The organism is Dyadobacter sp. CY351 (assembly GCF_021502625.1).
Lineage (GTDB): Bacteria > Bacteroidota > Bacteroidia > Cytophagales > Spirosomataceae > Dyadobacter > Dyadobacter chenhuakuii.
Window position 1 is genome coordinate 227,238 of the sequence record NZ_JAKFFU010000003.1, and the last position, 15,361, is coordinate 242,598.

General features: G+C 46.5%; 12 protein-coding genes. 7 read left to right on the forward strand and 5 right to left on the reverse strand.

Annotated elements, in window-relative coordinates; genetic code table 11:
* Position 1 precedes the first annotated feature (1 nt).
* Positions 2-1,084: a hypothetical protein gene (locus L0660_RS06585; protein WP_235158710.1), complete on the forward strand. Its 1,083-nt coding sequence runs from the start codon at positions 2-4 to the stop codon at positions 1,082-1,084.
* Positions 1,085-1,088: 4 nt separating this feature from the next.
* Here L0660_RS06585 and L0660_RS06590 read toward each other — a convergent pair whose 3' ends face one another.
* Genes L0660_RS06590 through L0660_RS06600 form a run of 3 tightly spaced genes read right to left on the reverse strand, consistent with a single transcriptional unit; the run spans position 1,089 to position 5,089 of the window.
* Positions 1,089-2,870 carry a ComEC/Rec2 family competence protein gene (locus tag L0660_RS06590; protein WP_235158714.1) on the reverse strand — a complete coding sequence of 594 codons (1,782 nt, stop codon included), beginning with the start codon at positions 2,868-2,870 and terminating at the stop codon, positions 1,089-1,091.
* Between the two features lies 1 nt (position 2,871).
* Complete coding sequence (locus L0660_RS06595) at positions 2,872-4,161, reverse strand: M43 family zinc metalloprotease (protein WP_235158716.1); 1,290 nt, start codon at positions 4,159-4,161, stop codon at positions 2,872-2,874.
* Positions 4,142-5,089 carry a PhoH family protein gene (locus L0660_RS06600; RefSeq protein ID WP_233798401.1) on the reverse strand — a complete coding sequence of 316 codons (948 nt, stop codon included), beginning with the start codon at positions 5,087-5,089 and terminating at the stop codon, positions 4,142-4,144. Before L0660_RS06600 ends, L0660_RS06595 begins: the two co-directional genes overlap by 20 nt.
* 246 nt (positions 5,090-5,335) lie before the next feature.
* Between L0660_RS06600 and dnaB the strand changes: the two genes are divergently transcribed.
* Positions 5,336-6,949 carry a replicative DNA helicase gene (dnaB, locus tag L0660_RS06605; protein ID WP_233798402.1) on the forward strand — a complete coding sequence of 538 codons (1,614 nt, stop codon included), beginning with the start codon at positions 5,336-5,338 and terminating at the stop codon, positions 6,947-6,949.
* A gap of 337 nt (positions 6,950-7,286) precedes the next feature.
* Here the strand turns inward: dnaB and rlmD are convergent, their stop codons facing one another.
* Positions 7,287-8,708, reverse strand: a complete 1,422-nt coding sequence (rlmD, locus tag L0660_RS06610; RefSeq protein ID WP_235158718.1) for a 23S rRNA (uracil(1939)-C(5))-methyltransferase RlmD — start codon at positions 8,706-8,708, stop codon at positions 7,287-7,289.
* Between the two features lie 62 nt (positions 8,709-8,770).
* On the opposite strand from rlmD, the gene L0660_RS06615 reads away from it, so the two are divergent.
* The 4 genes from L0660_RS06615 (at position 8,771) to L0660_RS06630 (ending at position 14,308) form a co-directional block, all read left to right on the forward strand.
* Positions 8,771-10,975, forward strand: coding sequence for a gliding motility-associated C-terminal domain-containing protein (locus L0660_RS06615; RefSeq protein ID WP_233798404.1), 2,205 nt, complete (start codon positions 8,771-8,773; stop codon positions 10,973-10,975).
* A 424-nt stretch (positions 10,976-11,399) separates the two neighbouring features.
* Entirely contained in the window at positions 11,400-11,828 is a 429-nt protein-coding gene (locus L0660_RS06620; protein WP_235158719.1) for an Rrf2 family transcriptional regulator, read from the forward strand.
* Between the two features lie 70 nt (positions 11,829-11,898).
* The gene (locus L0660_RS06625) at positions 11,899-12,552 is read left to right on the forward strand and encodes an NAD(P)-dependent oxidoreductase (protein WP_235158720.1); all 654 of its coding nucleotides are present in this window, start codon (positions 11,899-11,901) and stop codon (positions 12,550-12,552) included.
* A 433-nt stretch (positions 12,553-12,985) separates the two neighbouring features.
* Positions 12,986-14,308 carry a porin gene (locus tag L0660_RS06630; protein ID WP_235158721.1) on the forward strand — a complete coding sequence of 441 codons (1,323 nt, stop codon included), beginning with the start codon at positions 12,986-12,988 and terminating at the stop codon, positions 14,306-14,308.
* On the opposite strand, the gene L0660_RS06635 is transcribed toward L0660_RS06630, so the two are convergent.
* Positions 14,305-14,760, reverse strand: a complete 456-nt coding sequence (locus tag L0660_RS06635; RefSeq protein ID WP_235158722.1) for an SRPBCC family protein — start codon at positions 14,758-14,760, stop codon at positions 14,305-14,307. The two genes, L0660_RS06630 and L0660_RS06635, sit on opposite strands and share 4 nt — an antisense overlap.
* A 111-nt stretch (positions 14,761-14,871) precedes the next feature.
* Between L0660_RS06635 and L0660_RS06640 the strand changes: the two genes are divergently transcribed.
* Positions 14,872-15,318, forward strand: a complete 447-nt coding sequence (locus tag L0660_RS06640) for an SRPBCC domain-containing protein (RefSeq protein WP_235158724.1) — start codon at positions 14,872-14,874, stop codon at positions 15,316-15,318.
* Positions 15,319-15,361 lie beyond the last annotated feature (43 nt).

The window sequence follows — 15,361 nt, forward strand, 5'->3', positions numbered from 1 at the left end:
TATGATCAGAAGTTTTTTGCTAGTCCTTTCGCTGTTTTTCACATGCCTGCCTGGTTTTTCACAACAGGAAAAGGTTGTGTTGAAACTTGCAATGGATCAGGCATCATTAGTCAAGAGCTATAAATTTTTTGTCCAGGAAGTTGAAGATCAGCGCATTATTCCCGGTTCTGGACTGGGAAAAGTGATTGTGCTGGGAAAGGAAACGCCTGTTGCATTGCCGGGCAAGGTGGATAAAGAACTGTTCAATTATTGGTCCTTCGCAGCACCCAAAAACCAGCAGACTTACCTTCCGCTTTACATCAGCATCAAAGAGCTTTCGCTAAACGAAAAGCGCGTTGGCCCCAACAAGGTGACCGGCGAAGTGAAGCTCTCTGTAAAATTCCGCTGGTACCGGAACATGCAGCCTGTGGAGCTCACAAATTATCAGACAGCAGCAAACTATACCCGACCGGAAAGGGATTTTGTCTATGAAAAGCTCGTAAAGCAGCTGTTAGACCAATCTATCGCGCACTTTCAAAAATGGATGACGCTGAATGCCGGAAAAAATCCCGCGCTTGCCAGGAACATTCAGTTGGTTTTTAAGGAAATCAGTAATAATAACCCTGATACGGTATTTTATTCTCCGAAAAGGCCGCTGATATGGGACGATTTCAAAGTCCGGAATGCAAAGCCGGGCAGCCGGTATGCGGCGGCGGTATTTACCAGTTTTGGCTACGAAGGACGCTCCTATCCCAAAGACGATGATCTGGTGGTGGAAATCGGGCTGAAAACATTCATGGTAAAAAGCATGTCATGGGGCCGGCCGGAGTCCAGGAATGCAAGCACATTACGCCACGAACAAATCCATTTTGACATTACCAGGCTCGTAGTTGAGAAATTTAAAGCCCGACTGCTCAAAGCCGACCTTACCATTGAAGATTACGACAGCGAGATCCAATATCAATTCCTGGAAGCATTTCGCGAAATGAACACCGATCAGGAACGTTATGATGGTGAAACCGGGCACGGCCTCAATGCCGGGGCGCAAGCAGCATGGGACCGCAAAATAGCTGGCGAGATTTCGGCGGTTTACGCCGTTCAATAGGACATTACTGCGCAGTAATAAACACCGTCTCTTCCACTTCCTGGCTCGTCGCGTAATTTTTAACGTAAAAATTATATGCGTCCAAATCCTTTGCAAAAGCCCGGTCACTCACTATATAAAGCGATTTCCCCTGCTTAATGCTCACAACCTCGTGCTTGGGAATCCAATGCACGGCCATTCGGTCCGAATCGCGAGTCTGAATGCTTTTAGAAACAGAATAGGTTGTAAAAAGCATGACCAGCAGATAGGAAACTTTTACATATTGATAAGATCTTATGTGATACGCATACCAGATTGTGAACAGGAGCGCATATAACAAAACTACCTCAATTTTATCCAGACTAAGGTTTTCCAATAAATACCCGGGCAAGGATTTGGGCACAGAAACGGCGATGTTTGTCAGATAAGCCGACAGCCAAACTATTTTATTGGTAACCACTTGTAGCCAAAGCACATTCAATGGCGACACCAGCAGGAGCATCAGCGCAGCCGGTAACAAGACGTTTGTAAAGGCGATCACGAATGGATTAACCAGCCAGAAATAAGTCGGAAATTGATGAAAGTAAAACAAGCTGAGCGGGAATGTAGCCAACTGTGCCGCGAATGACAATGCAGAGATCTGCCATACAAATTTTAAGACCCTATTCTGCGGCGTAAAAATGGCATTCAAAGGCTCATAAAGCAGGAATATTCCGCTCATGGCCAGGTAAGAAAGCTGAAACCCTACATCGTAAAGCGCAGCCGGATCCATGAGCAGGATCAACAATGCAGACAATGCAAGCGTATTCATGGCGTTTTGTTTCCGGCCAAAAACCTCCGCAACAACAAACACAATGCACATGAGCGTTGCCCGCTGCACCGACGGCGGCAAGCCTGTTACCAATGCATAAAAGCCTAGCAACCCGATCATCAGCGCTAAATAACCAATCTTACCAACACGCCAGCGCTTCATCCAACCCAACAAATGACTGATTACCAGAAAAATGATCGCAACATGCATGCCCGAAACCGAAAGAATGTGAACGGTCCCGGATGTCGTGTAGTCGCTGATCTGGTCAGAGCGGAGATCGTCTCTCCTCCCTAATAACATGGCTTTAATCAACCCGTAGGCTTCGTCATCGTCCACATTTTTCCTGAACGTTTGCGCAGCCCATTTCGAAATGCCGTTGCTCCAATGGTTAAGAAAAAAGGAATGGTCAGCAATGGGCATGATTTGAAACGAACGCTCCGTCAGATAATCGGTCCATACAATTCCTTTGTTTCGCAGATATTGCCGGTAATCAAACTGCATTGGATTTCCGGCTTCCATCGGGCGTTCTAATGTGCCTTTGACTATAATCGTATTGCCGGGTTCGGGAATGTTGCTGGCGTCCTGGCTAATGTTGATCAATGCTTTCAAATCAACCTCACTCCACTTCTCCCGCACCTTTATCCGCGTGATATGTGCTTCATAGCGAAGTGTTTTTGTTCGTTTCTCTGGTAAGCTCTTAATTTCCGCTTCATAAGCATCATATCCAGCATTTGCGAGCACTTTAATGTTCGCTTCATTATGTTGCTCGAAAGTTTGCATTGTCCATGCGCCCAGCGAAACAAAAAACAGTGCGAATGCAATCCCGAATGCTGTTTTCAGGATTTTGATATAAAAAATAAAACAGACGGCTAGAAAGAAAAGCGCCAGCGGCAGCAGAAACGTCGGTGTCCCTGCATACTGAGGAATGATTTCGCTCAGCAAAATGCCGGTAATGTAAGACAATACAATCCCGACGAATGGCGACCGTGTCAGCATATTAACGAACTACAAACCGTTTGGTGACTGTTTGTCCGCCGGATGAAACCCGGTAATAATAGAGTCCGCTTGGGAATTTTTGAACGTCGAGATAACTGAGATTAGTGGCACCGGAAGTGATAAGCTGGCCCCGCTGATTGAAAACTTCAACCGTGAAAAGTTGAAAATTTGGCGTAAAAACGCTGGCCGTTAATGTCTCACTCACTGGATTTGGAGACAATTCAACCAGGAGATCTTCACCGCTGATTTTTGAAAATTCCACCAGTTTGGCCCTCCTGGGACTTAGTTCGAGGACGGCATGCATCCGCTCTTTCTGATCATTGGTAAATACACTCATGCACCCGTCAGGAGAATAATCCATGTAATTCTCAATCATATTGCGGGTTGTAACACCCCGGCATTCGGAAAATACGGGTGTGCAGGAAATATCGGTTGTTTCATTTTTGGTAAAAGCAGTCGGCGTATCATCACAGTGGTCGGTCCCGCAGTTCCGGTCTCCCCAGATGTGGATCAATCCCAGCCAATGTCCCACTTCATGCGTGGTGGTACGGCCCAGACTATAAACGGAGCTGGTGATGGCCGGTGAGTTTCTGCCAAAGTAGCGGAAATCGATAATGACGCCGTCTGTTAATGCCCTGACCGCCTCATCTTCGGAAGTAGAAAGTCCTGTGGTAAGATCATTCAACTCAGTAACAACCGGAAATTGGGAAGTGCCCAGATAGCGGTCAGCCAGGCGGCAGACCCATATATTTAGATAACGGCTGGTTGCCCAAGCAGGCGAAATTTCAGCCAGATCGTCCGCTTCGGTAATGGGACTGAATTGGTTCTTTTCATTGTAAGTCCGTAATACTGTTACCAGTTTGAAGCGGATGCGCGTATCAACCCCCAGGGAATCGGTGTAAAAACCTTTGTAACCCGAAGTGTTGCCATAGTCTTCGTTCAAAACATCGATCTGGCTCTGGATCTGGGCTTCTGTGATGTTTTCATTGTTCGCCCCGCCGATGCTCATATCCTCTTCACTATGAACCACATGCACCACGACCGGAATCGTTATGATCTCGTCCGCATTCGTCCTGAGCGAAGTGCGGTTGGCCTGGATTCTTTTCTGGATGGCTTGTTCAGACTTGATCCTGAGCTGCTGTAAAGCAGGAAATCTGGAAATGGTCAAAGCGTCCAGTTCTGTGCTGGCACAGCGTTTCAGCAACGAATCGCTGTCCTGCGCCAGCACGAACGCTTTGGAGATAATCAACAGTAAAAAGGTCAGCAGAAGCTTACTGCTCGGCTTTATCATAAGCTGCAAGGATATCTTTTACCAAACGGTGTCTCACCACATCGGAACCATCCAGCTCAACAAAACTGATCCCTTTGATCCCTTTCAGGACTGCTAATGAATCAATTAACCCTGATTTCAGGTTTTTAGGTAAATCAATCTGAGATTTATCACCGGTAATGATGGCTTTGGAACTGGGGCCCATCCTGGTCAGGAACATTTTCATTTGCATGGGCGTCGTGTTTTGTGCTTCGTCCAGCAAAATAAATGCATTGTTTAATGTCCGTCCGCGCATGTAAGCCAGCGGCGCGATCTCAATAGTGCGACTTTCCAGATACAATTTCAGCTTTTCCGGTGCAATCATATCATCCAGCGCGTCGTAGATCGGGCGCAGGTAAGGATCAATTTTTTCTTTCAAATCACCCGGCAAAAAACCCAGGTTTTCGCCTGCCTCAACAGCCGGACGTGTTATAATGATTTTTCTGACTTCCTTATTTTTCAAAGCCCGCACGGCAATGGCCACCGCGGTGTATGTTTTTCCCGTTCCGGCCGGTCCTACTGCAAATACCAGGTCGAATTTCTCCGCCTGCTCCACCAGCAGTTTCTGGTTTGGCGTTTTGGCCTTCACAACCAGCCCCTTATTGCCATAAATGATCACATCCGCATCATCTTCTGCACTGGCAACGGGCGATTTAACAACGCCATTTAAATAACCTTTCACATTGTCATTGGTAACCTTGCCGTATTTTTGGTAATGGGCTATTAATGAATCCATTACATCGGTGATACGGATAATTTCAGGAGCGGTGCCCTGAATGCGGATCTCGTTTCCGCGTGAAATAATTTTGCTTCCAGGGAAAGCGGCTGCAACTTCCTTGATATTCGCATTGTGAATACCCAAAAAATCAACCATTGAAACGTCCTCGAGCGTGATGATTTTTTCCAGCAAATGAATTAAAGTTTAGTGTTTTTCTATTTGTTCTAAAATTTAGTAATAATAACGAACAATTGTAATACAAAACATGAGAAATACAATTATGATTTGATATTTGAAAACGAAAAATGACCTTATTTTAATCAACTCTTTCATTATCAGAGCCGGACAAAATGGATCAATTCCTGAAAAAAAATTTTTGCCTGAACTTAACCTTTCCTGCTTTCTTACGGGTCATGCTTTCCTTAACTTTGTAGTAACATGGAAAACGACAAGGCATCCGGCAATTTCTCGAAATCAGGCTTTAAACAGAACAATCAGGGGCGCAAGCCAATGGGCGCCAGAACGCCCGGTACTGATCAGACTTTCAGCAAGTTACCTCCTCAGGCGGTTGACTTGGAAGAGGCAGTTCTGGGTGCATTAATGATTGAAAAGGATGCGCTGACAGCTGTTGCGGACATTCTCCGCCCAGACAGTTTTTATAAGGAAGCACACGTCCGGATCTACACCGCCATCATCACGCTATTTGCTGATTCGGAGCCTATTGACATGCTGACGGTGACTTCCAAATTGCGCAGCACCGGCGAGCTCGAACTGGTAGGCGGTGCGCCGTATATCATGGAGCTGACTTCAAAAGTGAACTCCGCCGCCAACATTGAATTTCATGCGCGCATTATTTCCCAGGCTTTTATCAAGCGCGAGCTGATCAAAGTGGCTTCGGAAATCCAGCGCGAGGCTTTTGAAGACACCACAGACGTTTTCAGGCTTTTGGACAAAACCGAGCAGAGCCTTTTCCAGATCTCTGAATCAAACATTAAGAAAAATTACGCTGATATGGGCGCGCTGATGCGACAGGCATTAGCAGAACTCGATCAGAAAAAGAATAATAAGGATGGTCTTACCGGTGTGCCATCCGGTTTCAGCGCCCTTGACAGACTTACCTCAGGCTGGCAGAAAACGGAGTTAATGATCCTAGCGGCTCGTCCGGGTATGGGAAAAACGGCGTTCGTCGTTTCTTCGCTCCGTAATGCTGCCGTGGATTTTAATATGCCCGTTGCCATTTTCTCACTCGAAATGTCCTCGGTTCAGCTGGTTAATCGTCTGATTTCGGCTGAGGCAGAGATCGATAGCGAAAAAATCAGGAAAGGAAGCCTTGCGCCGCACGAATGGGAGCAATTGCACCACCGCATTCACCGGCTTACCAATGCGCCGATTTACATTGACGATACCCCTGCCCTCTCCATTCTCGAACTGCGTGCAAAATGCCGCCGTCTGAAAGCCCAGCACGACATTCAAATGATCGTGATTGACTATCTCCAGTTGATGACGGGAGATACGGGCGGCAAAGGCGCAGGAAACAGGGAACAGGAAATTGCCATGATCTCGCGTTCGCTTAAAAACTTGGCGAAAGAGCTGGATGTGCCGGTAATCGCATTGTCTCAACTTAGCCGGGCCGTTGAAACGCGTGGCGGTGAAAAAAGGCCTCAGCTTTCGGATTTAAGGGAATCAGGATCGATCGAGCAGGATGCTGATATGGTTCTTTTCTTATATCGTCCTGAATATTACGGTATTACAGAAGATGAATCAGGAAATTCCGTTGCCGGGATCGGTGAGGTCATCGTTGCCAAAAACCGTGCAGGATCACTGGATACGGTTCAGTTAAGGTTCATTGGAAAATATACCAAATTCACCGACCTCGACTCACAATTCACCCCGGCACCATTCTCGGTAGACCGGCCCATCCCAACCACAAACCCCATCGCATCATTCGAAAGCCAAAGCAAGCCCGCCCCCGCAGGCGGAACGCTCAGGAGCAGAGCAAATGATCTGAGTAATTTCGATTACAAAGGCCCCGATAGCGAGCCGCCGTTCTGACTTCGGCTCCGCTCAGTCTGACAGTAACGTTAGGACTTCGGCTCCGCTCAGTCTGACAGTAGCGTTAGGACTTCGGCTCCGCTCAGTCTGACAGTAACGTATTGCTATTATCATATTGCGCACAGCCAAAGTCCGGTCTAAACGAGCATAGCCAAAGCCGCTGTCAGACTGAGCGGAGCCGAAGTCCAAGCCCAAAGCCACTGTCACACTAAGCGGAGCCGAAGTCCAAGCCACAACGAGCGTAGCCAAAGCCCCTGTCAGACTGAGCGGAGCCGAAGTCCCAGCCCAAAGCCCCTGTCAGACTGAGCGGAGCCGAAGTCCCAACCCAAAGCCACTGTCAGACTGAGCGGAGCCGAAGTCCGGGCCGCCGCACCAGCAGCGCCACATTCTCCACATGGTGCGTGTTCGGGAACATATCTACCGGCTGCACCTTTGTCACCTCATAATCTTCCGTCATTAGCGCCAAGTCCCTTGCTTGCGTGGCTGTATTGCAACTTACATACACAATGCGGTCCGGGGCTGCTTTCAGGATCGTTTCCACAACAGGCTGGTCCATTCCCGCGCGTGGCGGATCGGTGATGATTACGTCCGGCCTGCCGTGTTCCTGCAGGAAGCTTTCGTTCATAATGCTCCGCATATCGCCCGCAAAAAAGGCTGTGTTGGTAATGCCGTTCAATTCCGAATTTTTTCTCGCGTCCTGCACTGCTGCTTCCACATATTCAACACCCACGACCTTTTTTGCCCTGCGCGCTACGAAATTGGCAATGGTCCCTGTTCCCGTATAAAGGTCATAGACCGACTCATTGCCCGTCAAACCCGCAAACTCACGCGCTACGCTGAAAAGCTGATAAGCCTGTTCTGAATTGGTCTGATAAAAAGATTTCGGACCGACAAGGAAGGTAAGATCTTCCATCGTCTCACGAATCGTGGTGTCGCCAGCATAATGGATCACTTCCTGATCCTGGTAAGAGTCATTTCCTTTCAGGTTCACAATGTAATTCAGGGAAGTAATTTCGCTGTGTGTTTTATGCAAATACTGCATCACCTGCTCAATGGCCTCATCATTCTGCTCACCAAACTGCACAATCACCATTACATCACCCGAATTGGCGGTTCTCACCACTAGGTTCCTGAGCGTTCCCCTGTTGAAGCGGACGTCGTAATAAGGAATGTCATGCAGCTCACCGAAATGATGCAACGAATTGCGGATCGTGTTGGACGGGTCCGGTTGCAGGTGACAATGGTCTACGGTAAATATTTTGTCAAAACGCTTGGGAACGTGAAAGCCGAGCGCATGCTTGGTAAATGTCGCACCGGAATCCATCTGCTCCTTCGTAAGCCAGCGCCAGTTGGAGAAAGTGAATTCAAGCTTGTTGCGATAATACTCCGTTTTTGGAGCAGCCAGAATTTCGTTGATGCTCACATTCTTAATGTGCCCGATCCGCTGGAAATGGTCTACAACCTGTTGTCTTTTAAATTTCAACTGATGCTCATATGCAATATGTTGCCATTTGCAACCGCCGCATACAACGTTATGCAGGCAATATGGGTCTGTCCTGAGAGGCGACTTTGAATGGATCTTCGTAACGATCGCCTCTTTGAGTTTTTTTTTGGTTTTTACTACTTGCAAATCAACTATGTCACCGGGAGCCACATTTCCTTCTACAAATATTACGCCGTCATCTGATTTAAATATACATTTGCCTTCTGCTGCAAAATCGGTAATTTCAACGTACTCATACTTGATATTCTTAACCATATTTCTTTTTTAAATTTCAAATTCCAAATCCTATAGGACAATTTCTACTCCCTTGTCAAGCCATGAAAAAACGGTACATCTTGTTCATGCTGATGCTGTTTGCCTTTACCAGAACCTATGCAACACACATTGTTGGCGGCCAGCTCTTTATTACGGAAAACAAAGACAATTATTACAACTATAACATCGGCTTAACGATGTATTTTGATGCGCTGAATGGCAATCCCGGTGCTGAGGACCCGGCTGTGAACATTTACGTCTTCCGAAAACGCGACAACCAGCCCATCGGCTATCTTCAAGCCCCAAAAATAGAACGAAAATCGGTCACCTATGCTAATCCGCAGTGCGGAATATCGTCGCTCGAAACATATATGATCACTTACAGCTCGTCGTTACGGCTGGAACCCAACGATTTCAGTGATCCGCAGGGTTATTATATGGTTTGGGACCGATGCTGCCGGAACGGAACGATCACGAACATTCAGGCACCGGGTGACGCCGGCAGCCTCTTTTATCTTGAATTTCCCCCGCTTTTCAAGAACAATGCAAATTTCAGGAACTCCTCCCCCATCTTCCCGGCAATAAAAGGCGACTATGCCTGCGTGAATTCTCCGTTTTTCTTTGATTTTGGTGGAAAGGACGCCGACGGCGACAGCCTTACTTACAAGCTGATCACCCCTATGCAGGGATTTTCAGACAAGGCTAATCCTAGTGTTGAAGCCCGAGGTTCCTCCAATTACCCGCGCCTTACGTGGCTTCCAGGCATATCGGAGGCCAACATTATTCCCGGGCCAAAACCTTTGACTGTTAATCCAAGAACAGGAATGTTATCCGTGACGCCGGGCAATGTCGGCCTTTATGTGTTCGCCGTGCAGGTGGATGAGTTCAGGAACGGTGTGAAAATCGGGACCCTTACACGGGATTTTCAACTTAAAGTCGTGGATTGCCCTAAAATGGACGCTCCGAAATTGTTGTTTAAACCCAAAGGCAAAAACACTTACTACAGGGAAAACGAAATTATTACCGTCAAAAAAGGCGATCCGAATTGCTTTGAAGTAATGGTTACCGATCCCACGGTCAACCAGATCATCCGTATCAATGGCCGGGCCGTTAATAATTCGAAAAACTATTTCACCATTCTGCCAGCCGAATTCAAGACGAAAGTTGCCAACGACACGCTCAAATTTGAAGTTTGCCTGGATGAATGCTTTGTAACCTACGACGAACGCCCGATCAAGATCGAGCTGATTGCAGAAGACGAAAGCTGCCCGGTTCCGCTGATGGACACGCTCAGCATTCTGATCCGTCGCGAAAGCAGCAGCAACAAATCGCCCGAAGTGACCACTTCCCTGCCCGGCCAGTATGTGCACGTGACAGCCGGTGTGCCGGTCGTTTTCACGGTGTATGGCACGGACATCGACAAGGACAGCATTGCCCTTTCCGGTCGCGGACAGGATTTCAATATGGTCGATGTGGCTATGGATTTCAAAGCCATCAGCGGCAAGGCGCAGATTCAGCAAACATTCAAATGGACGCCGCCGTGTAATGCAAAAAAAGGTGATACGCTGGCTGTGGATTTCAAGGTGGAAGACATGCGCTGTGTCGGCAATCCGCTGGCGGTTTCGAAGCCGGTGTATTTTGTCGTTAATGAATCGCCCAACACCCCGCCGCTGGTGGAAACATCGCTGGCAACACCAGAGATCACCTACACCATCGGAAGCAGCAGCGAGATAGTCTTCGACGTACTGGCCACAGATCCCGACACCAATACAATCAGCTTGGCGGCCGCCGGGCGCGGATTCAGCATTGGGGATGCCGGAATGAAGTTCGCCAACAAAACCGGTGTCAAAGAAGTAAGCTCTCCCTACGCCTGGTCACCCGAGTGTTCCATGCTCGATGGGCAGTCCGAAAAAGCCTTCATGATCGACTTCATCACCCAAGACAAAAGCTGCGCTGCAGCAAGCGACACAACGACGGTCAGGGTCATTGTGAAGGATGACACTTCGGACGTCGTTCCCGAATTTCCAAACGTGATCACACCCAACAATGACGGCAAAAATGACTGCTTTGTCTTAGAGGATTTACCTGCCGATAATTGTGTCAATCAGTTCAAAGATGTAACGATTTTTAACCGTTGGGGAAAGCAGGTTTATTATTCAAAAATCCGCAAAAACTGGTGCCCTGCCAGCATCTCCCAAGGCTACTATTACTACGTCGTGCAGTATACAAAAAAGTCTTTCAAAGGCGGGCTAACCATTCTTAAATAGAGGCTGCAAACATTCTGTAAGTAACGAACATTCGATATGGCTGATACATTCAGATATATCGACTAGTAAGGAATGTTGGTTACATTATATATTAACTATACTCGATAAGAATTTAATAAATTTAGCACTTTCTATAAATATAATTAGTATTGTACTTTTTATAAATTAAATACCTAAGATAGTATAACAACTAATAGTTATTTAGATACATTTTAAAAGAGTATATAATATTATTCAAATATTACATTTGATACTTATAATACATTTGTATAGTACTTAATTAATTAAATTTATAGATTCATTATTATTGATAATCAGCCTATTAAAACATAGCAATTGGTGTTAATGCCGATTAAGCTAATCTTTTTTGCTTTCTAAATTAAAACTCACAACCTTTATACTGTAATAACAAACATTACAGTACATGAACAACGGACGGTTCGGTATTTCGGTGCATATCCTTTCCTTACTCGCTTTTGAAGGTGACGAATGGATTTCTTCTGAGTATTTGGCAGGCAGTGTTAATATTAATCCTGTCCTTATCCGGAAGGAGTTAGGCAATCTTCGCACCCATGGGCTCGTCGTTAGCAAGGAAGGCAAGGCAGGTGGCAGCAAGCTTGCAAGGCCGGCTGAATCTATTTTTTTATCCGAAATTTACGACGCAATACGGCAGAATGATCTGCTCGGAAAGAGTATTAATGCGCCCAATCCGGAGTGCCATGTAGGGCGGCAAATCAATGTATATCTGGACGCACTTTACACCGAAGCTGAGCTCGCATTGAGGGCTAATCTGGCAAAGAAATCGCTGGCAGATTTCTGCCTAAATTTCGAGACCGAAAAGCTCACCATTTAGTCATTTACCAATGCCCAAACCGTCCTCCTTTTTTATCGAAAACAATTATCATTTTAAATCAAACGCAAGCATGAAAGTAGCATTAATCGGCGCAACAGGTTTTGTAGGCGCACCGCTTTTACAAGAATTAATTTCCCGTGGCCATGAAGTTGTCGCCATTGCCCGAAACATTGAAAAGATCCCAACCGACAGCGAGCTGATCGTCCCCAAACAGGCTGACGTGCTCGACACCGAGGCAGTATCGCAAGCCGTTGCGGGGGTTGACGCCGTTATAAGCGCATACAATCCGGGCTGGACCAACCCCAACATTTATGCTGAATATCTCGAAGGAGCAGCTTCCATTCAGACCGGCGTAAAGCAGGCAGGCGTAAAAAGATTTCTGGTTATTGGCGGTGCAGGAAGTCTGGAAGTAGCACCAGGATTGCAATTGATCGACACACCTGATTTCCCGGAAGAATACAAAGCGGGTGCAGGAGCAGCGCGAAAATACCAGGGTGAGATTAAATCAGAAAACGAATTAGATTGGACTTACCTGAGCCCCGCTATCGAAATGCATCCCGGCACATCGGGCAAAAGAACAGGCACATACAGGACATCTCTGGACACACCCGTCTTCAATGAAAAAGGAAGAAGTATCATTTCAGTAGAAGATTTATCGGTTGCCGTTGTGGATGAGATCGAAACGCCGAAGCATATCAAGCAAAGGTTTACAGTTGCTTATTAGCTCATAATCTGAATATTAGCAATTATAATGTATAGATAGTTTAAAATGTTTCGTATTAACTTATGTAAATAGCATTTAATTCTATCTATACATTCAATACAATTTAACAAACATTAAAAGTATTAAACAGACTAACCTTTTAATACATTTAATTAAAACTAATAACAATCGTACTTTTCTATTTACCCGATACATTACATCCTTTCTGAAAGATCTAACCTCATAATACATTTATCTCCGCTTCCTTTCCTAATGTGCCTTAAAAATATCCAGTTTACCAGCGCGCAAATTTTACGATTGAGCTCACATATTCTCGTGCAATAAGGCGAACGAACCAGCATTGGTTTTGAAGAAAAGTTAGGGCACTTGGGCAAGAATATTAGTGGAAAATAAAGTTCTTTGTACCCCATTTGCTGACACCAACTTCGTTCCAATGAAATACCGCATTACCGGTTTACTATTTTTTATTGCCCTATTAAGCAACTCGCAGGCCTACTCACAACGGTTCTTGATGGACCTCGTGGACACGACCAACCAAATGGGAAGAGGAATGTTGTCCATTTACGAGCGCTACAATCGCGTGCGGATCAGCGGATACATTCAGCCGCAGTTTCAATTCATCTCAAAAAAGGGTGCGGAAACTTATGGCGGCGGTAATTTTTCGGGCCAATCCAATAATCGATTTATGCTTCGTCGGGGCAGGCTTCGGGTAGATTATGCGCACCTAAATAAAAAGAATGAACCGACTTCATACTTCGTTTTCCAGTTTGACGGTACGGAGCGCGGCGTGGCGATCCGGGATTTTTGGGGAAGATTTTATGAGAACAAATTCAAAATATTTGCGCTGACCACGGGCATGTTCGCCAGGCCATTCGGCTATGAGGTGAATCTTTCGTCTGCCACCCGGGAAACGCCGGAGCGCGGAAGAATGTCCCAGATACTCATGCGGACGGAGCGGGACATTGGTGCCATGCTGACCGTGACGAGCCGCAATTCGGTGACCTGGCAGCAGAGACTCAAACTAGACCTGGGCGTGTTCAACGGCCAGGGAATGTCGGGGCCGGTGGATTACGACAGCCATAAAGATGTCATCGGCCGGCTCAGCGTCAAACCTTCGAAGGTGAGCGGCTTGGGCAGCGCGATTGTTTCCGGAGCAGTTTCCGGCTATGCGGGTGGGATTACCAGTCAGTCTGCCATATTATATCGTACGAAGGCGAATGCGGGCGAATACGCGATGGTACGCGACTCATCAGACAGGAATCTTTATAAGGTTGCGCCGCGAAACTATGCCGGCGCCGATTTTCAGATCTCTTTCCCGAACAGAAAAGGCGAAACGGAGTTCCGGCTGGAATACATTCGCGGTGATCAGACGGCCACACTTGCCAGCAGCGAAACACCCGGCGTTTATCCGGTAACGAACGGAATAAAAGACCCGCTTTATACCCGGAATTTTGACGGCGCTTACTTTTACTTTTTACAGCATCTGGGCAGCCTGGAACATCAGTTTGTGATGAAATATGACTGGTATGACCCTAATAAGCGCGTTTCGGGCACTGACATAACAGACGCCAGGGGTTTTAGTAAGTCTGATCTCCGCTATGATACGATTGGGATGGGTTATGTATACACCGCCAACGAATCGCTTAAATTTACCTTCTATTACGATTTTGTAAGAAACGAAAAATCTGCGTTAAAAGGTTTTGAAACGGATGTCTCAGATGATCTTATCACCTGCCGGGTGCAGTATAATTTCTAGCTTCCAAAGCGCTCTGTAAGCACTTTCCGGCGATATTCGAAGATTTGATTGACTTCATTTCTTACGAAAAGCGAATTAACCCAATCTCCAATGAAACCAAAAGGAACCTTGTAATTCAGGATATCTTCCATCATCACACCGCCGGGAATAGCTGTAAAACGGTGCTGATGGTGCCAGAATGCATAGGGGCCAAAACGCTGTTCGTCCACAAAGTACTGCTTATCAGCTACATGTGTAATCTCTGTGCACCATTTTAAAGGAATACCGAGCACGGGCTTTACAATGTAACGAATGATCTGACCCGCATACATTTCGCCGCCATGATGCCTTGAAGTTACGACAAAGCCCATTTTGGCGGGGGTTATCTCTTTCAAGTTAGCCGGATTTGAAAAAAACGACCAGGCTTCGTCGAGCGAAATGGGAAGATTTTGTTTGAAATATAATTCTTGCACGTGATATCTGATTTATCCAAAACTACATACGCTAAAATACGCGTATCAGACCAAAAAAAGGTTTGTTGGCATGATTTTCTCTGTGTTTTGGCATGACCTAATTCCGAAATTATGAACAGAAAACTGATTGCAACTACATCCACATCCATCTATGCCAGTCCTTCGGCTGTTTGGAAGGCTTTAATAGATCCCGAAATTGTTAAACAATATATGTACGGCGCGGAAGTGTACTCTGACTGGCACGTTGGAAGCCCGATCGTTTACCGGGGCGTGTGGGACGGCACACCTTATGAAGATAAAGGCGCGATCCTGGAAATTATTCCCGAGCGCGTTTTAAGCTTCTCATATTGGAGCCCGCTCTCCGGAACGGATGATTTTGAGGACAACTACGCGCATGTAACGTATCACATTTCAGAATACGACGACGAAACGACGCTTACCATTACACAGGATAATCTGGAAACCGAAGAAGCAGTGGTTGCAGCTGAGGGCAACTGGATGAAAGTAGTCGGAGAGATCAAACGAATCCTCGAAGGCGAACGGAAACACGTCCTATAAAGCATTAGCAAAAAGCCAGTCCGGCTTGATCCAAACCGGATTG

What these genes read in the sequence shown, in the direction of transcription:
- L0660_RS06590 (WP_235158714.1), bottom strand. Translation starts at nt 2,870, where the DNA reads ATGCTGACACGGTCGCCATTCGTCGGGATTGTATTGTCTTACATTACC.
- L0660_RS06625 (WP_235158720.1), top strand. Translation starts at nt 11,899, where the DNA reads ATGAAAGTAGCATTAATCGGCGCAACAGGTTTTGTAGGCGCACCGCTT.
- rlmD (WP_235158718.1), bottom strand. Translation starts at nt 8,708, where the DNA reads ATGGTTAAGAATATCAAGTATGAGTACGTTGAAATTACCGATTTTGCA.
- L0660_RS06620 (WP_235158719.1), top strand. Translation starts at nt 11,400, where the DNA reads ATGAACAACGGACGGTTCGGTATTTCGGTGCATATCCTTTCCTTACTC.
- L0660_RS06595 (WP_235158716.1), bottom strand. Translation starts at nt 4,161, where the DNA reads ATGATAAAGCCGAGCAGTAAGCTTCTGCTGACCTTTTTACTGTTGATT.
- dnaB (WP_233798402.1), top strand. Translation starts at nt 5,336, where the DNA reads ATGGAAAACGACAAGGCATCCGGCAATTTCTCGAAATCAGGCTTTAAA.
- L0660_RS06615 (WP_233798404.1), top strand. Translation starts at nt 8,771, where the DNA reads ATGAAAAAACGGTACATCTTGTTCATGCTGATGCTGTTTGCCTTTACC.
- L0660_RS06585 (WP_235158710.1), top strand. Translation starts at nt 2, where the DNA reads ATGATCAGAAGTTTTTTGCTAGTCCTTTCGCTGTTTTTCACATGCCTG.
- L0660_RS06640 (WP_235158724.1), top strand. Translation starts at nt 14,872, where the DNA reads ATGAACAGAAAACTGATTGCAACTACATCCACATCCATCTATGCCAGT.
- L0660_RS06630 (WP_235158721.1), top strand. Translation starts at nt 12,986, where the DNA reads ATGAAATACCGCATTACCGGTTTACTATTTTTTATTGCCCTATTAAGC.